Consider the following 19,678-nt stretch of genomic DNA (forward strand, 5'->3'; position numbering starts at 1 on the left):
GACGCTATTTTCGCAAGAGTACGATGCGAAAGAAACCACCCAGGCCCGCTTCTTCGTCGTGAATCGGTTGCAATTTGGTGACGGCGACGATGTCGCCGAGCCGCCGGTTGACGTCGCTGGCCAGCAGCCGAGCCAGCAGATTGCCGGCCCTGCGCCATAACGGCGCGCGCGCGCCGTCGGCCAGGAACTTGTCGAACACCACCGCCCGGCCGCCGGGCTTCAGCACCCGCTCCACCTCGCGCAGGCAGGCCTGCGGGTCGGGCACCACCGCCAAAGCCAGATGCAGCACCGCCGCGTCGAAGCTCGCGTCGGGAAAATCCAGCCGCTGCGCATCCATCAGCTCGGCGCGCACCTCCATCCCCAGCTTGCGCGCGCGCTCGCGCAGCTGTTCCAGCATCGCCGGGGCGATGTCGATGGCGGTGAGATGACGGCAGCGCACCAGGAAGTCCAGATCCAGGCCGGTGCCGGCCGCCACCAGCAGCACCTGCTCGCCCGGCTGCGGATTGAGCAGGCCCAGCGAGCGGCGGCGGCCGGCGGCGAAGCCCTGCGCCAGCTTGTCGTAGAGCGGCGCGTACAGATCGTAGCGCCAGCGGTTGAAGCGGGTCGACCATTCACGCCGCACAGCGGATTTCCTGCTCGAAGCGCGCCAGCCGCTCCCAGTCGATATGCCAGGCCGGCGCCGGCGCGGCGAAATAGAAGCCCTGCAGCTTGCTGCAATGCATCTCCTGCAGCATCGCCAGCTGGGCGGCCGTCTCCACCCCTTCGGCCACCACGTCCAGGTCCAGCGCCCGCGCCAGCGCCAGGATGGCGCGGACGATGGCGGCCGATTCCTCCTTGCGGTCCAGATCGAACACGAAGGACTGGTCTATCTTCAGCACGTCGAAGCGGTAGCGATGCAGGTAGGACAGCGCCGAATAGCCGGTGCCGAAATCGTCCAGCGCCAGCTTCACCCCCAGGCCGTGCAGCGCCTGCATCACGCTGGACGCGGTTTCCGGCTGGTCGATCAACGCGCTTTCGGTGATTTCCAGGTGCAGCATCGCCGGCGGCAGCTGGTAATGGACGATGCGCTCGCCTATCCAGCCGACCAGGTCGGGATCGTGGAAATTGGCCGACGACAGGTTGATGTGCAGGCCGATGTCCTCGCCGACCCGGCCCTCGCCGCGCCAGGCCTGCAACTGGGCGCAAGCGGCGTTGATCATGTAGCGGTCCAGCCGATTGATCAGCCCGCTCTCCTCGGCCATCGGCAGAAACACCGCCGGCGAGATCAGGCCGCGCTGCGGGTGCCGCCAGCGCACCAAGGTTTCGAAGCCCGCCAGCTTGCCGGTCCTGGCCTCGATGAAAGGCTGGTAGTAAGGGATCAGCTGGCCTTCCTCCTCCAGCGCGCGCCGCAATTCGGCTTCCAGCGCCAGCTGGTCGGCCTGGTCTATCCGCAGCTGGTGGCTGAACAGGGTGTAGCCCTGGCGGCCCTGCTGCTTGGTGCAGTACATCGCGTGGTCGGCGTCGCGCAGCAGGTCGTCGGCCTTGTGGTAATGCTCGCGGTCGGCCAGCACCACGCCGACGCTGGCGGTGGAAAACACCTCGCGGCCGGCCAGGATCACCGCGCGCTCGAATTCGCTGACGATGCGGCGGGCGATCACCTCGCACTCGTCCGCCGCGTCCATGCCGAACATCAGCACCGCGAACTCGTCGCCGCCGAGGCGGGCCAGAAAATCATAATGGCGCAGGCAGGAGCGGATGCGCGCGCCGGCCTCGAACAGCAGGTGGTCGCCCGCCAGGTGGCCCAGGGTGTCGTTGACCAGCTTGAAGCGGTCCAGATCGATGAACACCACCGCGAAACGGTCGCCGCCGTCGGCATAGGCGTCCCAGGCGCGGCGCAGCGCCTTGGCGAAATAGGTGCGGTTGGGCAGCTTGGTCAGCGGGTCGTGCAGGCTGTCGAATTCCAGCTGGGCGTTGACCGCGTCCAGCTCGCTGGTGCGCTCGCGCACGCGCTGCTCCAGTTCGGCGTAGGCCTGCTGCAGGCTTTCCAGCGCGCGCACCCTGGCCAGCGCGGCGCCGATATTGTTGGCGACGAATTCCAGCACCTCCTGATCGCGGTAACTGTAGGACACGTCGCTCTGGTAGCTTTGCACCGCCAGCACGCCCAGCAGCTCGTGGCCGCAATACAGCGGCACGCCCAGCCAGCTTTGCGGCCGCATGCCGCCGACGTCTTCCATTTGCGCCTGCAGCGGGCTGTACGGGTCCACCAGCAATGGCCGGCCGCTATGCAGCACCTGCTCGATGAAGCCCTTGCCGGGTTTGCGCGGCTGCAGCGGCGGCGAGTACTCGTCGGCGCAGTACGGAAAGCCGATGCGGTCGTTGACCATGTCGTACAAGGCGACCATGCAGTTGCGCGCCGGCACCATTTCCGCCAGCAGCCGGTGCAGGCCGCTGAGAAAGGCCTCCAGCGACAAGCTGGTATTGGACAGTTCGGCGATGCGGAACAGCACGTCCTGGAATTGCTCGGCGCGGCGGCGGTTGGACACTTCGGCCCGCAGCCTGGCGTTGGCGCCCTCCAGCTCGCTGGTGCGCAGCCAGACCTGGCGCTCCAACTGGCCGCGATGCAGCACCCGGTCCAGCGCGAAACCGACATGGCGCGCGGCGAACATGAACAGCAGTTGTTCGGCCGAGGAGAGCGGCGCCTGGTCATCGTACTGCTGCAGCACCACCGCGCCGATCCACTCGCCGCCGGCATCGGCCAGCGGCGCGCCCATCCAGCAAGCCGGCAACGCCGCCGGCGGCGTCAGCCCCTCCTGGCCGCACACTTCCAGCAGCCGCTGCTGGCTCATCACCATCGGCTTGCCGCCGCGGATCAGCCAGGCCGCCAGCGAGCCGCTGTCCGCGCCGGCGGCAAACACCGCGTCGGGTCCTGGCGGCGCCGGATCACGCCGGTCGGCGTAAAAGGGATAGCGCAGCGTGGCATTGTCGGCGTCGTACAAAGCGATGTGGAAATTGCTGGCATCCATCAAGCGCATCATCAGCCGGTGCAGCCGCGGCAGCATGCGCTCCGGCGCGCCGCTTTCGCCGGCCAGCAGATTGATCTCCAGCATGGTTTCATTGGCGAGCCGGGCCGCCGCCTGCTCGTCGCGCAACGCGGCGCATTGCAAATGGCCGGTCAACAAGGCGGCGACATCGGCCATTCCCGCCGGCTCCCGGCCGCGCCACACCAGCCATCCCAGCGTCTTGCCGGCGGCGCGCAACGCCAGCGCGCCGCCGTCCGGCCCCGGCAGCCGATCGCCGTCCAGGGCCTCGGCCGCCGGCAGCGCGTCGGCCGCCCCCAAGCTGGCCAGCCTCCGCCATTTCCCGTCCGCCTGCCCCCATGCGGCGATGGCCGCCAGGCTGCCGGCCTGCCACAGCAGCGCCAGCGCCCGTCCGGCAGCCTGTTCCGGAGTCTCCAGGTATTCAGCCGTGCTCTTCATGTCGTTATCGTAGTATGAGTTAGCTGGAAAATCCGCACGCGACGCCCCGCGCCCCTTCCCCAAGGCCGGCGCGGCCCCGCCGCCGCCTGGGCGGCCGGATATGCGAAAGCCCGGAGTCGGGACTCCGGGCTTGCGTCGTCAGCGCGGCGATGGCATGCCGAGGCGATTTCCGCGGCGGCGGGCGATCAGCTTTCGGCCAGCTGCAGCATGCAGTCCAGCAAGGCGTCCAATTGCGACACCTCATGCTGGGCCGACAGCGAAATCCGCAGCCTGGCACCATTCTCCGGCACCGTCGGCGGGCGGATGGCGGGCACCCAATAGCCTTGCTCCCGCAAACCTTGAGCCAGTCTCATGGCATGCGCATCGCCGCCTATGATAAATGGTTGAATCGGGGTACGGGAAGCCCCGCCCGAATACCGCGTGCCGTCGAGGCGCGCGCGGCAGCGCGCCGCCAGCAGCCGCAGCCGTTCGCGCCTGTCGCCGGCCTCCTCTATCAAGCGCAGGCTGACGCCGACGGCGGCGGCCAGCGCCGGCGGCTGGGCGGTGCTGAAGATATAGGTGCGGGCGCGGTTGACCAGCCACTCGATCAGCAGACGGCCGCCGGCGACAAAAGCACCGGCCAGTCCTGCCGCCTTGCCCAGCGTCGCCATATAGACCAGCCGCTCGCTTGAGAGGTCATGTTCGGCCAACGCGCCGCGGCCTTGCCCGAGCACGCCGAAACCGTGGGCGTCGTCGACGTACAGCCAGGCGTCGTAGCGTTCGGCCAGCGCCAGCAGCTCCGGCAGCGGCGCCTCGTCGCCATCCATGCTGTATACCGCGTCCACCGCGATCAGCTTGGTGCGCGCGCCGCTGGCGGCCAGCAATTGTTCGAGCTGGTTGAGATCGTTATGGCGGAAACGGTGGAAATCGGCGCGCGACAGCAGACAGCCGTCGTTCAGCGAAGCGTGGTTCAGCTTGTCGGCGAACACCGCGTCGCCGCGGCCGACCAGGCTGGTGATCACCGCCAGATTGGCGGCGTAGCCCGAGCCGAACAGCAGCGCGGCCTCGCGGCCGACGAAGCGCGCCAGCGCCTCCTCGGCCTGCTGGTGCGCCTGGCTGTGGCCGGTGAGCAGGTGCGAGGCGCCGCTGCCGGCGCCCCAGCGGTCCGCGCCCTGCTGCAGCGCGCGCACCAGCGACGGGTGGTCGGCCAGTCCGAGGTAGTCGTTGCTGGCGAAAGACAGGTATTCCTCGCCGTCGACGACGATCTCGGCGCCTTGCGGCGACTCGAGGCACGCGCGTTGGCGGCGGCGGTGGCTGGCGTCCAGATCCAGCAGGGCTGCGGACAGGTCTTGTAGGCGCATGGCGATTGCACTCTTTTACGTTGTTGACCAAACCGCGGCGGCCAAGCCACCCCGGCACGACACACTATATATATGTTTGCATTTAAGCCGACAGCGGGAAATTGCGAAGATTTATTTTTACAGCGCCTGCAGATCCAGTTTTTGCATCAGCGCCTGGTCGGCCAGCACATCCGGGTTCCCCGTCGTCAGCAATTTGTCGCCATAAAATATCGAGTTGGCGCCGGCCAGGAAGCACAGCGCCTGGGTGGCTTCGTCCATTTCGCGGCGGCCGGCGGACAAGCGCACATAGCTGCGCGGCATGGTGACGCGCGCCACCGCGATGGTGCGGACGAACTCGGTCCAGTCCAGCGTTTCCGCGCCCTCCAGCGGCGTGCCCACCACCTTGACCAGGTTGTTGACGGGCACCGACTCCGGCTGGGGATCCAGGTTCGCCAGCTGGGCGATCAGGCCGGCGCGGTCGCGCCGGGTCTCGTTCATGCCGACGATGCCGCCGCAGCACACCGACAGCCCGGCCGAGCGCACCTTGCCCAGCGTGTCCAGCCGGTCTTCGTACTCGCGGGTCTGGATGATGTCGGCGTACTTGTCCGGCGCGGTGTCCAGATTATGGTTGTAGTAATCGAGGCCGGCCTGCTTCAGCTGTTCCGCCTGGCCGTCGCGCAGCAGGCCGAAGGTGGCGCAGGTTTCCAGCCCCAGCGCCTTCACCTGGCTGACCATTTCCAGCGTCTTCTGCAGGTCGGCGTCCTTGGGGCCGCGCCAGGCGGCGCCCATGCAGAAGCGCCCGGCGCCGTTGGCCTTGGCCTGGCGCGCCGCGGCGACCACCTCGTCCACCGTCATCATCGGCTGGTTGGCCACCGGGGTGTCGTGATGCACCGACTGCGGGCAATAGCCGCAGTCTTCCGGACAGCCGCCGGTCTTGATCGACACCAGCGTCGACAGCTGGACGCGGGTCGGATCGAAAAACTGCCGATGGATTTCGGCGGCGCGGAACACCAGCTCCATGAAGGGCAGACCCAGCAGCGCCTCCACCTCGTCGACGCTCCAATTGGCCTTTTCCGGATGCGGGGCGGCCGGGCGCTTGAACTCCATCGTCACTGAATGCATCTTATGCTCCAACATGTGTTTGTCATTTTGGCGGCGAACCGGATCGTTCGTCACCCTGCCTACTCGGGCAGGAACCGCAAAATCTTGGAGCCCGGAAGCGATGCTGTCAAACCTGCTCAATGCCTTAATTGACAATTGCTCATTTATTAATCAAAAATGCGCGCTGTGCGGCGCGGCCGACAGCCAGCAGGCGCTCTGTCCGCCCTGCCGCCAGATGCTGCCGCGGCTGCCCGCCGCGCATTGCCCGCGTTGCTCAGAACCGACCCCGGACAGCGCGCTGTGCGGCCACTGTCAGCGTCATCCGCCGGCCTTCGACGCGCTACACGTTCCCTATCTGTTTGGCTACCCCCTGAATGGCCTGGTCCATGCATTCAAGTACGGCAAACGCTTACAATTGGCCGGGACGCTGACCGGCCTGCTCACCGATTTCGCCGCTTGTCAAGCCTGCAAATACGACCTTGTCATTCCCGTTCCATTGGCAAATGAAAGACTTGCGGAAAGAGGCTTCAATCAGAGTTCCGAGCTTGCCAAAGCGTTCGCTGTTACAATAAACAGCCGTTTTTCGGACGACCTGTGTTGGCGAAAATGCAACACATTGCCGCAAGCCTCGCTCGGTCGCGCCGCAAGACTGCGAAACGTGCGTCATGCATTCGGCGTAAAACGCCGCTGCGACGGGCTTTCCATTGCCATCATAGACGACGTCGCCACCAGCGGCGCCACCCTCTCCTCCCTGGCCAAAGCGCTCAAAAAACAGGGGGCGGAACGGGTCGATGCATGGGTGCTGGCCCGGGCGTTTTCCCCAAAAACTTGACCAAGATTTTGATTCCTTGGAACAATCCAGCCTGCCAACGATGTTCACTGTTGTTCTATTTCAGCCGGAAATCCCGCCCAACACGGGCAATGTGATTCGTTTATGTGCCAACACCGGCTGTGAACTGCATCTGGTCAAACCCTTGGGCTTTCCGCTCGAGGACGCCAAGTTGCGGCGCGCAGGACTCGATTACCACGAGTATGCCCGCGTTGTGGTCCACGAAGACTGGCCTGCCTGTTTGCAGGCCCTTCACGGACGACGGATTTTCGCCGCGACGACCAAGGGCGCTACGCGCCATGACCGGATTTCCTACCAACCCGGGGACGTTTTTCTGTTCGGTCCCGAATCCCGCGGCTTGCCGCAAGATGTGCTGGCTGCCCTGCCGGCGCAGCAAAGGATTCGATTGCCGATGCGTCCCGAGTCGAGAAGCCTCAACCTGTCCAACGCTGTCGCGGTGACAGTGTACGAGGCATGGCGGCAGCTCGATTTCGCAGGGGGGGTATAGCAGTTCGCAAGGTTGGCCCAACAGCATAGGGAGGTTTATGCAACCTGTACTCCGATGGCTGTGGCTTGTATTCGTCAGTCTCGTGCTTGTGGCCTGTTCCACCGTGAAGACGGCCAGCGCCACAAACCAGTCGGCTTCGCCGACCAACAAGAAGACCGTCGCCAAGAACGGAGCTTATTTCCAGAACGACGGTCCGGCCGATCATATCCCGGTCAACCTGAATCTGGTGCCCGACGCCGTGCCGCAGGATGAGCCGCTGATCAAATCGGCCAACCTGCCTTACTCGGCGCTGGGCATGAGCTTCCGTCCCGATGTGCGAGAAAAGCCTTACCACGCCACAGGCCGTGCCTCTTGGTACGGCAAGCAGTTCCACGGACGCAAGACGTCCTCGGGCGAACGATACGACATGTTCGCCATGACCGCGGCGCATCCGACGCTGCCGATCCCGAGCTATGCCCGGGTGACCAATCTGACCAACGGCAAGTCCGTGGTGGTGCGCGTCAATGACCGCGGACCGTTCCACAGGAGCCGTTTGATGGATCTGTCGTACGCCGCCGCGTACAAGCTGGGCTTTATCCAGCAGGGCAGCGCCAAGATCGCGGTAGACCGCGTCTGGCCCGCAGCCGACAACACCTACTCCGCGTCCGCGCAGCCGGCCACCCAGCCGGCAAGCCGAGAGTTGCGCGCAGGCGACAATCCGAAGTATCTGCAACTGGGGACTTTCTCCACGCTGGCCAATGCCGAAGCGCTGTTGCAGAAGACGTTGGGCGAGCTGGACGATCATTACGATTCCAAGCTCGGCATCGTCAATCAGCAGGGGGTGTACAAAGTGCGCCTGGGACCGTTCCCGTCGGATGACGCCGTGCGCAACGCGGCCGAGAATCTGCACGTGGAGACCGTGATCACCAGCCTGTAGCGGCTGGCAGCTGAACCGTATGGCACAGGGCGAAAGGCGAAGGATGCATCCTTCGCCTTTTTTCATGCCCGCCGGCCAATAAAAAGCCCCGGCCTTTCGGTCCGGGGCAATGCCTGGCGATCAACGACCCAGGCCCCGCTCAGGGAGCCAAGCGGGAGGTGTGAACACCTGCTGTTTAGGCGGCAAGCCGGGCTTAAAGTTCCTCCGCCGGCGGGAGCTGCGGCTCCAGCGCGTCGAACCAGCCCTTCACCACCTGCTCCACCTCCTCCACTCCAGTCTTCTTCAGGCTGGAGAACATCTGCACGCTGACCGACGGATAGTCGGCCAGTTCGCGCTTCACCAGCGCCAGCACCTTGCTCTGCTCCTGGCGCGACATCTTGTCGGCCTTGGACAGCAAGATGTGCACCGGACGGCCGGCGACGCGGAAAAATTCCAGCATTCGTCGATCCAGCTCCTTCAATGGGTGGCGAGCGTCCATAATCAACAGAAGGCCGATCAGGCTCTGGCGCGTCTGCAGGTAGCGGCCCAGCAGCTCCACCCAGTGGGCGCGCACCGCTTCCGGCACTTCGGCGTAGCCATAGCCGGGCAGATCCACCAGAAAACACTCGTCTCCCAGCTCGAAGAAGTTGATATGCTGGGTGCGTCCGGGCGTTTTCGACACATAGGCCAGCCGGGTGCGGTTGGCCAGCGTGTTGATGGCGCTGGACTTGCCCGCGTTGGAGCGTCCCACGAATGCGACCTCGGCGCGGGTGGCCGGCAGGTCTTTCATGTGGTTGACGGTGGTATAAAATCGGGCGTTCTGAAAAATCGACATGGTAGTAAGGTTGAAATCAGTTGGTATAGAATAACAGGTTTGGAATTGCTACTTTTACAGATATTTTAGGGCAACGCCCTAAAGGAGCGACCATGAGACGTAAAATGCTGTTGGCGATGGCAACCCTAACCCTGGCCGGCTCCGCGCTGGCGGCGGCTCCGGCGGCCAAGGGGGACCCGGCAAAAGGCAAGCAGATCGTGGATACCGTCTGCGCGGCCTGCCACGGCGCGGACGGCAACAGCGTCGCGGCGGCCAATCCCTCCCTGGCCGGCCAGAACCCGCAGTATCTGTATAGCCAGTTGAAGGCGTTCAAGAGCGGCGAACGCAAGAATCCCACCATGTTCGGCATGAGCGCCGGCCTGTCCGACGACGACATGCGCAACCTGGCCGCCTATTTCAGCCAGCAAAAACCGAAAGAGCGCGAAGCGGCCGACAAGCAGCAGATGCCGCTGGGCGCCAAGATCTACCGCGTCGGCAACGCCTCCACCCACGTGCCGGCCTGTATGTCCTGCCACGGACCGGCCGGCAAGGGCCTGCCCGACCAGTTCCCGCGCCTGGGCAGCCAGCACGCCGGCTACGTCGCCAAGCAGCTGGCCGACTTCAAGGCCGGCACCGACCGCAAAAACACCATCATGGCCGACATCGCCAGCCGCATGACCGATGCCGAGATGAAGGCGGTTTCCGAATACATCTCCGGCCTGCGCTGAGCCGTGACGCCAGCCGCCGGCCAGCCGCGCGCCGCATGCCCGCCATGCGGCCCGGCGCGCCGACGCAACTTTGCCGACCAGGCGCGTTCAAAAGGGAAGCTCCGGACCGGCTTCCCTTTTTGTGTTAGCTATTCATGACAAACCATCGCCGCAACACCACTCGCCGAGCGCTGTACGAACTGTTCAGCTCGATGCGCTTCGCCATCGGTCTTCTGACCATCCTGGCCATCGCCTCCATCATCGGCACCGTGCTCAAGCAAAACGAGCCCTACCCCAACTACGCCTTCGAGTTCGGCCAGTTCTGGTTCCAGGCCTTCGAACAGCTTGGATTGTTCGACGTCTACCATTCCGCCTGGTTCCTGACCATCCTGGTCTTCCTGGTGCTGTCGCTGACCCTGTGCGTGCTGCGCAACGGCCCCGGCTTCATCAAGCAGATGCGCTCCTACCGCGACAAGGCCGGCGAAAGCTCGCTGGCGGCCATGTCGCACAGCCAGGCCCTGGAGGCCGAGGCCGCCGACCCGCAGACGCTGGCGGCCTACCTGCAAGCGCAGGGCTACCGGCTGCGCCAGCGCGAACAGGCCGACGGCAGCCTGCTGATCGCCGCCAAAAAAGGCGCCGCCGGCAAGCTTGGCTACTTCTTCGCCCACATCGCGCTGATCGTGATCTGCGTCGGCGGCCTGATGGACGGCAACGTGCCGCTTAAGCTCGGCATCCTGGCCGGCCGGCTGGTGCCCGAGACCCGCAACATCCCGCAGGCGCAGATTCCCGAGCACAGCCGGCTGCCGGTCACCAACCTGTCCTTCCGCGGCAACGTCAACATCGCCGAAGGCAAGAGCGCCGACGTCGGCTTCATCGACTCCGGCAACGGCTACCTGGTGCAGGATCTGCCCTTCGTCGTCACGCTGAAGAAATTCCATGTCGACTACTACAGCAGCGGCATGCCCAAGCTGTTCGCCAGCGACATCGTGGTGACCGACAAGGCCAGCGGCAAGAGCACCGCCGCCACGGTCAAGGTCAACCACCCGCTGATCGTCGACGGCGTCGCCATCTACCAGTCCTCGTTCGGCGACGGCGGCTCGCCGCTGCTGTTCCGCAAGTGGAACCTGGAGCAGCCGCAGACCGCGCCGGAGCCGTTGCGGGCAGTGTCGCTGGCCAGCCAGCCGCTGCAGGCCGGCGGCAAGGACTACACGCTGGAACTGGGCGAACTGCGGGTGTTCAACATCGAAAACGTCGGCAAGCCCGGCGCCGCCGACCCCACCCTGCTGCAGCGCATGCACGACGCGCGCGAAGTGAAGCAGAGCAAGGAGCTGAAGAACTTCGGCCCGTCGATCAGCTTCAAGCTGCGCGACAAGCAGGGCCAGGCAGTGGAATACATGCATTACATGTCGCCGATCCAGCAGGACGGCGCCAGCTACCTGATGGCCGGCGTGCGCAGAACCCCGGCCGAGCCCTTCCAGTACCTGCGCCTGCCGCTGGACGACGACATGGGCCTCGAACGCTTCATGCGCCTCTACGCGGCGCTGCGCGACCCGACGCTGTACGACGCCATCGCCGAACGCGCCACCCGCCAGGCCATGCAGGGCGGCAAGCCGGACGAGAAACTGGCGCGCGACTTCAAGGACGGCATCAAGGTGATGCTGCAGCGCTTCGCCGACGGCGGCTTCGCCGGCCTGGAACAATTCCTGGAAAAGCAGGTGCCGGCCGACAAGCGCCAGGCGGTGGCGCAGACCTATATCCGCATCCTGCAGACCGCGGTGGTGGACGTGATGGCGGTGGCCGACGAAAAAGCCGGCGCCAAGCCGCTGGCCGCCGACGCCGCGCATTACCGCTTCCTGCTGGACGGCCTGGTGGCCAGCAGCGGCCTGCGCGACTACGGCGCGCCGGTCTTCCTGCAGCTGGACAGCTTCGACCAGGTGCAGTCGTCCGGCCTGCAGCTGACGCGCTCGCCGGGCAAGACCCTGGTCTATCTCGGTTCGATCTTGCTGGTGCTGGGCATCGTGCTAATGTTCTATGTGCGCGAACTGCGCCTGTGGGTGCGCATCCACGGCCGCCAGCTCAGGGTGGCGATGACCTCAAACCGGCATAACCGCGATCTCGACCGCGACTTCCAGCGTCATCTAGACGCCATCAAACAGCTGACACGGGGATCATGATGGAACTGGCAACTTCTTCCTTTGCACGCACGCCGCTGTGGAAGCGGCTCTCGCTGTGGGACGGCGCCTACGCGCTGCTGATCCTGCTCGCCGCCGGCTACAGCTTCCGGCTGTATCACCAGGACATGGACGTCTACGAGCAGGGCATTCTGGCAGGCTCGGCGCTGGGCCTGATCGCGCTGGGCTGGTTCTGGCAATCCTGGCGCTGGTTCTTCCCGCTGGCCGGCGGCGTGGCCTTGCTCGGCATCGCCGACTACCAGCACGATCTGGCCCGCGGCCAGACCGCGTTCTGGCTGAAGTTCGCGCTGGCCAGCCAGTCGGCGATCATGTGGATGTGCACGCTGTTCTTCCTGGCCACCGCCGTCTACTGGCTGGGGGTGGCGCGGCGCTCCGACCTGCTGCTGCGCATGGGCCGCGGCCTGACTTGGGCGGCGGCGGCGATGGGCTTGGCCGGCCTGTTCGTGCGCTGGTACGAGAGCTATCTGATCGCGCCGGACGTCGGCCACATCCCAGTGTCCAACCTGTATGAAGTGATGGTGCTGTTCTGTCTGATCACCGCGCTGATGCACCTCTACTACGAGGCGCGCTTCGCCGTGCGCCAGGCCGGCGCGCTGGTGCTGCCGGTGATCTGCGCCACCGTCGGCTTCATCCTGTGGTACAGCCTGGACCGCCAGGCCCACGAGATTCAGCCGCTGATCCCGGCGCTGCAGTCGTGGTGGATGAAGATACACGTGCCGGCCAACTTCGTCGGCTATGGCTCCTTCGCGCTGGCGGCGATGCTGGGCGTGGGCGAGCTGCTGGTGCTGAAGGGCTGGCTGAAGGACAGGCTGCCCAGCGCCGAGGTGCTGGACGAGATGATGTACAAGGCCATTTCCGTCGGCTTCCTGTTCTTCACCATCGCCACCATCCTGGGCGCGATGTGGGCGGCGGACGCCTGGGGCGGCTACTGGAGCTGGGACCCGAAGGAAACCTGGGCGCTGATCGTCTGGCTCAACTACGCCGCCTGGCTGCACATCCGCCTGGTGAAGGGCTGGCGCGGCGCGCCGCTGGCCTGGTGGTCGGTCGGCGGCCTGCTGGTCACCACTTTCGCCTTCCTCGGCGTCAACATGTTCCTGTCCGGCCTGCACTCGTACGGCGGCCTGTAATCTTTCCCAGGCATCATCGACGCCCCGTTCATGCGGGGCGTTTTGCATTTTCCCCGCCCGCGGCGGCGGCATTTGGTATCCTTGTAGCGCTTTTAGCGCTTTTTTATCCCTCTAAGGAACGTACTACACCATCATGGACTTATCGTGGCTGTCCGACCCCGCCGCCTGGCTGGGCCTCTTGACGCTGATCATTCTCGAGATCGTGCTCGGCATCGACAACCTGATTTTCGTGGCCATCCTGGCCGAAAAACTGCCCCCGGAACAACGCGACCGCGCCCGCATCACCGGCCTGTCGCTGGCGCTGCTGATGCGCCTCGTCCTGCTGGCCAGCATTTCCTGGCTGGTCACCCTCACCACGCCGCTGTTCTCGATCTGGGGCCAGGGCTTCGCCGGCCGCGACCTGATCATGCTGGGCGGCGGCGTGTTCCTGCTGTTCAAGGCCACCACCGAGCTGCATGAGCGGCTGGAAGGCGTGGACGAAGTGAAGGCCAGCGGCCAGCGCGCCTACGCCGCCTTCGCCACCGTCGTCGCCCAGATCCTGGTGCTGGACGCGGTGTTCTCGATCGACTCGGTGGTGACCGCCATCGGCATGTCCGAGCACCTGCCGGTGATGATGCTGGCCGTGATCATCGCCATGATCCTGATGATAGCCGCCAGCAAGCCGCTGACCGCCTTCGTCAACGCCCACCCGACCGTGGTGATGCTGTGCCTGGGCTTCCTCTTGATGATAGGCTTCAGCCTGGTGGCCGACGGTTTCGGCTTCCACATTCCCAAGGGCTATCTGTACGCCGCCATCGGCTTCTCGGTATTGATCGAATCGTTCAACCAGGTGGCGCAGGCCAACCGCGTCCGCTACCTCAACCGCAACCAGAGCTTCCGCGAGCGCACCGCCAACGCGGTGCTCAGCCTGATGGGCACCCGCCTGTCGGAAGCCAAGCCCGAGGCCAAGCCCGAAGTCGGCCCCCAGCCGGTGGAGGAAACCGCCTTCGGCCACAACGAGCGCGCGATGATACACAGCGTGCTGACGCTGGCCGAGCGGCCGATCCGCGTGATCGCCACCCCGCGCGCCGACATCCACCGGCTGGACCTGAGCCAGCCCGAAGCCGCCCGCCGCAAGGCGCTGCGCGACAGCCCCTACTCGCGGCTGGTGGTGATACGCGACGGCAGCATAGACGAGCCGCTGGGCATCGTCGCGCGCAAGGACCTGCTGGCGCAGCTCCTGGATGGCGGCCAGCTCGACATCGACGCCGCGCTGCGCCAGCCGCTGGTGCTGCCGGAAACCGTCACCGTGCTGAAGGCGCTGGAGAGCTTCCGCCAGCACGCCGCCGACATGGCCTTCGTGGTCAACGAGTTCGGCAGCCTGGAAGGCATCGTCACCCAGAAAGACCTGATGGAGGCGATCGCCGGCGAATTCCCGGAAGAGCACGAACGCCACGAGCTGCCGGCCATCGTGGCCAATGCCGACGGCAGCTACGACGTGGAAGGCAGCCTGGAATTGATGACGCTGGAGCAATACCTGACGCTGGGCGACTTCGAGGACGAAGACTTCCACACCGTGGCCGGCCTGTTGATGGACTGCCTGGAGCGCATCCCGCGCGAAGGCGACGAGGTGACGGTGGGCGAATGGAAGCTGCGCGTCACCGCGCAGAAAGGCAACCGCACCGAGCGGGTGCTGATCAGCCCGATCGCCGACGGCTTCGATGCCGCCATCTGAGCATGAGCCGGGGCCGCCGCGGCCCTGGTTTCTCTATGTGCTGCGCTGCGCGGGCGGCGCGCTCTACACCGGCGTCAGCACCGACGTGGCGCGCCGCTACCGCCAGCACCAGGCCGGCAAGGGCGCGCGCTACACCCGCCTCCACCCGCCCAGCGCCATCGCGCTGGTGATCGAATACCCGGACCGTTCCACCGCGCTGAAGGCCGAATACGCGTTCAAGCAGCTCTCCGCCGCCGCCAAGCGCGACTTCCTGGCGCGCCACGGCGACGCCGCGGGCTAAACCCGCCTCGCTTTTCCCTCCCCCCTTCCCCGCCGCTGGCCGAACGCCGGCAAGGAGCGGTATATTGAGCGCAGCCAGCCGCATGTCATGCGGCCGCGCCCAGTCTGACCGCCACCGAGCAAGCCTAGGAGCCCACATGCCGCGCCCCGTTTTCCGCATCGCCCCGCTGGCCGCGCTTGCCGCCGGCCTGCTGCTGTCCGCCGCCGCCGGCGCCGCCGACGCCATCCGCGTCGGCTCCAAGATAGACACCGAGGGCGCGCTGCTCGGCAACCTCATCCAGCAGGTACTGGAGGCCCACGGCGTCAAAACCGCCAACCGGCTGTCGCTGGGCAATACCAAGGTGGTACGCGCCGCCATCGCCGCCGGCGAAATCGACATCTACCCCGAATACACCGGCAACGGCGCCTTTTTCTTCGCCGACGAGAAAAATCCGGCCTGGAAATCCGCCGCCGCCGGCTACCAGCGCGTCAAGCAGCTGGACTACGACAAGAACCGCATCGTCTGGCTGGCGCCGGCGCCGGCCAACAACACCTGGACCATCGCGGTGCGCCGCGACCTGGCCGCCGCCAACCATCTGGCCTCGCTCTCCGACCTCCAGCGCTGGCTGGCCAAGGGCGGCCGCTTCAAGCTGGCGGCCTCGGCCGAATTCATCGAACGGCCCGACGCGCTGCCGGCCTTCCAGCAGGCCTACGGCTTCAAGCTGCGCCAGGACCAGCTGCTGACCCTGGCCGGCGGCGACACCTCCGCCACCATCAAGGCCGCCGCCGAGCAAACCTCCGGCGTCAACGCCGCGATGGCCTACGGCACCGACGGCCCGCTGGCCGCGCTGGGCCTGGCCACGCTGAGCGACCCCAAGGGCGTGCAGCCGGTGTACGCGCCGGCGGCCATCATCCGCGCCGACGCGCTGGCGCGCCAGCCGCAGATCGCCGCCTGGCTCAAGCCGGTGTTCCAGTCGCTGGATGAGGCCACGCTGCAGAAGCTCAACGCCAGCATCGCCCTCGAAGGCCGCGACGCGCGCAAGGTGGCGGCCGACTACCTGAAGCGCAAAGGCTTCACCCGATGAGGCGCCGCGGCTGATGCGGCTGCGCAACCGGGTTGGCCTGCTGCTGGCCCTGCTGCTGGCGGCGGGTTTCTGCTGCCCGCTGCTCAGCTATGCCCCCAACCGCCTGCTGAGCGGCCAGGGCCTGTACCTGGCCAGCCTGCCCAGCGCCGAGGCCGCCCTGTTGCTGGCGGCCGCGCTACCGCTGGCGCTGGCGCCCTGGCTGCGCCGCTCCGCCGGCAGCCAGCTGCTGCTGCTGGCGCTGTGCGCCTGCCTGCTCGGCAATGGCCTGCTGTGGGTAGCCGGCCGCGAAGCGCAGCGCCTCGCCGGCGGCGAGGACGCGCTGGCCCGCGTCGCCTTCGGCGCCGGCTTCTGGCTGCTGCAGCTGGCCGCCGGCCTGCAGCTGGCCGAGGCGCTGCGCGGCCTGTCGCCATCGCCGGCGCGGCGCGCGCTGCTCGTCTGCATCGCCTGCCTGCCGGCGCTGGCCATGCTGCTGGACGGCGCGCTGGACCAGCTGGCGCTGCTGCGCGAATACCGCAATTACCAGGACACCTTCCACTTGGCGCTGCTGCGCCACCTGCAACTGGTGTGCTGCTCGGTGCTGCCGGCGGCGCTGCTGGGCGGCGCGCTGGGCCTGGCAGCGTTTCGCCGCCCGCGGGTGGAAGCCTGGCTGTTTCCGGCGCTGAACGCGCTGCAGACAGTGCCGTCCATCGCCCTGTTCGCGCTGTTGATCGCGCCGCTGGCCTGGCTGGGCCGGCTGTGGCCGCAGTCCGGCATCGCTGGGGTCGGCCTGGCCCCGGCGCTGACCGCGCTGACGCTGTACTCGCTGCTGCCGATGGCGCACGGCACCCTGGCCGCGCTGCGCCAGGTGCCGACGGCGGCCCGCGACAGCGCGCGCGGCATCGGCATGTCGCCATGGCAGCTGCTGGCACGGGTGGAGCTGCCGCTGGCGCTGCCGGTGTTTCTCAGCGGCCTGCGCGTCACCACCGTGCAGGCGGTGGGGCTGGCGGCGGTGGCGGCGCTGATCGGCGCCGGCGGCTTCGGCGCCATCCTGTTCCAGGGCCTGTCCGCCAGCGCGCCGGACCAGACGCTGCTGGGCGTGCTGCCCATCGCGCTGCTGGCCGCGGCGTGCGACGCCGCGTTCAAGATCGTCATCTCCCGGATGGACCACGCTGCCCATGATTGAAATCGCTGGCGTCAACAAAAGCTTCAATGGCTCGCGCGTGGTGGCCGACCTCGACCTGGCGGTGGCCGAGGGCGAGCTGGCGGTGCTGGTGGGCACTTCCGGCTCCGGCAAGTCCACCACGCTGAAAATGCTCAACCGGCTGATCGAACCCGACAGCGGCCGCATCCGCGTCGCCGGCCGCGACATCCGCAGCCAGCCGCCGGAAATCCTGCGCCGCCACATCGGCTACGCCATCCAGTCGGTGGGCCTGTTCCCGCACTGGACGGTGGCGCAGAACGTCGCCGCGGTGCCGCAGCTGCTCAAATGGCCGCCAGCGCGCATCCGCGCCCGAGTGGAAGAATTGCTGGAAGCGCTGCGGCTGCCGGCGCGGGAGTTCGGCCCGCGCTATCCGCACCAGCTGTCCGGCGGCCAGCAGCAGCGCGTCGGCGTGGCGCGCGCGCTGGCCGCCGACCCCGACGTGCTGTTGATGGACGAGCCGTTCGGCGCGCTGGACCCGGTGACGCGCGCCAATCTGCAGCAGGAGCTGGCGCGCATCCAGCGGCTGTTCGGCAAGACCGTGATCCTGGTCACCCACGACATCGACGAGGCGCTGCTGCTGGGCCAGCGCATCGTGGTGATGGACCAGGGCCGCATCGTCCAGCAGGGCGGCGCGCGCGACATCCTGCTGCGCCCGGCCACCGACTTTGTCCGCCAATTCTTCAACCCGGCCGATGTCGGCGTGCGCCTGCTGGGCCTGGTACGGGTGGGAGAGCGGATGCGGCCGGGCGAGCGCGCCGACGGCGCGGCCATCCGCGCCGACAGCACCCTACGCGAGGCGCTATCTGCCTTCGTCGCCCAGGGCGCCGCGGCGCTGCCGGTGGAGGATGGCCAGGGCGCCCGGATAGGCGCGCTGCATTTCGACGACCTGCTGGGCCCGCGCGCATGAGCCGGCTGCGCCGCCGCGCCGCGCTGATCCTGGCCAGCCTGGGGCTAGCCGGCCTGCTGCTGGCGCTGCCGCGCAGCGCCGCGCTGTTCCGCCTCGCCTTCCCGGAACTGGAGCGGCCGCTATACCTGCAGGACGATTTCGCCGCGCTGACCTTGTCCCATCTGGGCATCGTCGCGCTGTCCAGCGCGCTCGCGCTGCTGCTGGGCGGCGGCGCCGGACTGTGGACCAGCCGCCCGGCCGGACGCGAATTCCGCCCGCTGCTGGAATCGCTGCTGTCCCTCGCCCAATCGCTGCCGCCGGTGGCGGTGCTGGCGGCGACGGTGCCCTTGCTGGGCTTCGGCGCGCTGCCGGCGCTGGCGGCGCTGACGCTGTACAGCCTGCTGCCGATCGCCCACGCCACCCTGGCCGGCCTGGCCTCGGTGCCGCCGGACATGCGCGAAGTCGCCGCCGGCATCGGCATGAGCCGGCGGCAGATCCTGCTGCGGGTGGAGCTGCCGCTGGCCGCGCCGGTGATCCTGGCCGGCGTGCGCACCGCGGTGGTGATCAATATCGGCACCGCGGCGCTGGCCTCCACCGTCGGCGCCAAGACCCTGGGCCTGCCCATCATCGTCGGCCTGTCCGGCTTCAACACCGCCTACGTGATCCAGGGCGCGCTGCCGGTGGCGCTGCTGGCGATAGTCGTCGACCAGCTGTTCCAATGGCTGGACGATGCCGTCGCGCCGCAGCGTCAGCCGGCGGCGAACAAGGCCTCCGCCTCGGCAAAGCCGTAAAAGTGCGCAGCCATGCTCGGCCAGACGCCTTGGGCGGCCTCGCGCGCCATCTCGCGCACCAGCCCCATGCTGGCCAGCATCGGCCCCACGCCCAGGCTGACCCGGCTCGCCCCGGCGGCAAACCAGGCCTCGGCCCCCGCCACCCCGGGCAGCGCCATCAGATTGAGCGGCCCGTTCAACGCCGCCGCCAGGCGCGCCGCCAGCGCCGCGTCGGCCAGCCCCGGCACAAACACCATGTCCGCGCCGGCCGCCAGGTAAGCGTTGCCGCGCGCCACGGTTTGGGCCAGCCTCTCCTCCTCATCTCCGCCCAGGCCCTGCAGCCAGACATCGACGCGGGCATTGATCCACAAGGGCAGCCCGGCCTGCTCCGCCGCCCGGCGCGCGGCGGCGAGGCGCGCCGATTGCGCGGGAATATCGAACAAGGGCTGCGCCAGCAGGCCGTGGCCGTTGTCCTCCAGATTCACCCCCACCGCGCCGGCGGCAAGCGCCCCCCGCACGGTCAGCGCGACGTCCTCCGGCGCCAGGCCGTAGCCGGCCTCGATGTCGGCACTGAGCGGCAGATCGACGCTCTGCGCGATGGCGGCGATCTCGCGCAGCATCGCCTCGCGGCCCAGATGCTGGGCATCGCGGCAACCTCGGGCGTAAGCGATGCCGCCGCTGGTGGTGGCGATGGCCGGCAGGCCGGCGGCGGCGAACAGCCGCGCGCTGGCGCAATCCCAGGCATTGGGCAACAACAGGCGGCCCTGGCGGTTCAATTGGCGAAAATGATGAAACTGCTGGATGGCTGCGGCCATGGTGCGCTCCGTGCGTCGGAAAA

Annotated in this window: 18 protein-coding genes; 12 read left to right on the forward strand and 6 right to left on the reverse strand. The window is 67.3% G+C overall.

Annotation, left to right across the window (positions count from 1 at the left end):
• Positions 1 to 4: 4 nt before the first annotated feature.
• From U6115_RS22625 to bioB, 4 genes are all read right to left on the reverse strand, one after another.
• Complete coding sequence (locus tag U6115_RS22625) at positions 5 to 622, reverse strand: class I SAM-dependent methyltransferase (RefSeq protein WP_043571704.1); 618 nt, start codon at positions 620 to 622, stop codon at positions 5 to 7.
• Entirely contained in the window at positions 612 to 3,455 is a 2,844-nt protein-coding gene (locus U6115_RS22630) for a putative bifunctional diguanylate cyclase/phosphodiesterase (protein ID WP_047237944.1), read from the reverse strand. Before U6115_RS22630 ends, U6115_RS22625 begins: the two co-directional genes overlap by 11 nt.
• A 185-nt stretch (positions 3,456 to 3,640) precedes the next feature.
• On the reverse strand, positions 3,641 to 4,795 hold the full coding sequence (bioF, locus tag U6115_RS22635) for an 8-amino-7-oxononanoate synthase (RefSeq protein ID WP_043571699.1): 1,155 nt from the start codon (positions 4,793 to 4,795) through the stop codon (positions 3,641 to 3,643).
• Positions 4,796 to 4,912: 117 nt separating this feature from the next.
• Positions 4,913 to 5,896, reverse strand: coding sequence for a biotin synthase BioB (gene bioB / locus U6115_RS22640; protein ID WP_043571961.1), 984 nt, complete (start codon positions 5,894 to 5,896; stop codon positions 4,913 to 4,915).
• A gap of 100 nt (positions 5,897 to 5,996) precedes the next feature.
• On the opposite strand from bioB, the gene U6115_RS22645 reads away from it, so the two are divergent.
• From U6115_RS22645 to U6115_RS22655, 3 genes are read left to right on the forward strand one after another with little or no spacing between them, the layout of a single operon-like run.
• A complete protein-coding gene (locus U6115_RS22645; RefSeq protein WP_076098100.1) occupies positions 5,997 to 6,707 on the forward strand; it encodes a ComF family protein in 711 nt (236 codons plus the stop codon).
• Positions 6,708 to 6,747: 40 nt separating this feature from the next.
• A complete protein-coding gene (trmL, locus tag U6115_RS22650) occupies positions 6,748 to 7,212 on the forward strand; it encodes a tRNA (uridine(34)/cytosine(34)/5-carboxymethylaminomethyluridine(34)-2'-O)-methyltransferase TrmL (protein WP_043571697.1) in 465 nt (154 codons plus the stop codon).
• Between the two features lie 37 nt (positions 7,213 to 7,249).
• Positions 7,250 to 8,128 carry a septal ring lytic transglycosylase RlpA family protein gene (locus tag U6115_RS22655; protein WP_043571695.1) on the forward strand — a complete coding sequence of 293 codons (879 nt, stop codon included), beginning with the start codon at positions 7,250 to 7,252 and terminating at the stop codon, positions 8,126 to 8,128.
• 193 nt (positions 8,129 to 8,321) lie between these two features.
• On the opposite strand, the gene yihA is transcribed toward U6115_RS22655, so the two are convergent.
• Entirely contained in the window at positions 8,322 to 8,942 is a 621-nt protein-coding gene (yihA, locus tag U6115_RS22660; protein WP_043571693.1) for a ribosome biogenesis GTP-binding protein YihA/YsxC, read from the reverse strand.
• Between the two features lie 92 nt (positions 8,943 to 9,034).
• On the opposite strand from yihA, the gene U6115_RS22665 reads away from it, so the two are divergent.
• The 9 genes from U6115_RS22665 (at position 9,035) to U6115_RS22705 (ending at position 18,861) form a co-directional block, all read left to right on the forward strand.
• Positions 9,035 to 9,649: a c-type cytochrome gene (locus tag U6115_RS22665; RefSeq protein WP_043571690.1), complete on the forward strand. Its 615-nt coding sequence runs from the start codon at positions 9,035 to 9,037 to the stop codon at positions 9,647 to 9,649.
• 134 nt (positions 9,650 to 9,783) lie between these two features.
• Entirely contained in the window at positions 9,784 to 11,802 is a 2,019-nt protein-coding gene (locus U6115_RS22670; RefSeq protein ID WP_043571688.1) for a cytochrome c biogenesis protein ResB, read from the forward strand.
• Positions 11,802 to 12,947: a c-type cytochrome biogenesis protein CcsB gene (gene ccsB, locus U6115_RS22675; RefSeq protein WP_043571959.1), complete on the forward strand. Its 1,146-nt coding sequence runs from the start codon at positions 11,802 to 11,804 to the stop codon at positions 12,945 to 12,947. The genes U6115_RS22670 and ccsB overlap by 1 nt, the downstream gene beginning before the upstream one ends.
• Positions 12,948 to 13,080: 133 nt before the next feature.
• Positions 13,081 to 14,661 (forward strand): TerC family protein, encoded by a 1,581-nt coding sequence (locus tag U6115_RS22680; protein ID WP_043571686.1) that lies wholly within the window; start codon positions 13,081 to 13,083, stop codon positions 14,659 to 14,661.
• Positions 14,648 to 14,941 (forward strand): GIY-YIG nuclease family protein, encoded by a 294-nt coding sequence (locus U6115_RS22685; protein ID WP_052257882.1) that lies wholly within the window; start codon positions 14,648 to 14,650, stop codon positions 14,939 to 14,941. Before U6115_RS22680 ends, U6115_RS22685 begins: the two co-directional genes overlap by 14 nt.
• A gap of 136 nt (positions 14,942 to 15,077) precedes the next feature.
• Positions 15,078 to 16,004 (forward strand): glycine betaine ABC transporter substrate-binding protein OsmF, encoded by a 927-nt coding sequence (gene osmF / locus U6115_RS22690; protein WP_052257881.1) that lies wholly within the window; start codon positions 15,078 to 15,080, stop codon positions 16,002 to 16,004.
• A gap of 13 nt (positions 16,005 to 16,017) precedes the next feature.
• Entirely contained in the window at positions 16,018 to 17,166 is a 1,149-nt protein-coding gene (locus U6115_RS22695; RefSeq protein WP_043571682.1) for an ABC transporter permease, read from the forward strand.
• Positions 17,159 to 18,091, forward strand: coding sequence for an ABC transporter ATP-binding protein (locus U6115_RS22700; protein ID WP_043571680.1), 933 nt, complete (start codon positions 17,159 to 17,161; stop codon positions 18,089 to 18,091). Before U6115_RS22695 ends, U6115_RS22700 begins: the two co-directional genes overlap by 8 nt.
• Positions 18,088 to 18,861, forward strand: a complete 774-nt coding sequence (locus U6115_RS22705) for an ABC transporter permease (protein WP_052257880.1) — start codon at positions 18,088 to 18,090, stop codon at positions 18,859 to 18,861. The genes U6115_RS22700 and U6115_RS22705 overlap by 4 nt, the downstream gene beginning before the upstream one ends.
• Here U6115_RS22705 and U6115_RS22710 read toward each other — a convergent pair.
• A complete protein-coding gene (locus tag U6115_RS22710; RefSeq protein ID WP_052257879.1) occupies positions 18,819 to 19,655 on the reverse strand; it encodes an isocitrate lyase/PEP mutase family protein in 837 nt (278 codons plus the stop codon). The two genes, U6115_RS22705 and U6115_RS22710, sit on opposite strands and share 43 nt — an antisense overlap.
• Positions 19,656 to 19,678: the final 23 nt, after the last annotated feature.

This window comes from Chromobacterium subtsugae (assembly GCF_035919665.1).
In the GTDB taxonomy this organism is placed as follows: Bacteria; Pseudomonadota; Gammaproteobacteria; order Burkholderiales; family Chromobacteriaceae; genus Chromobacterium; species Chromobacterium subtsugae.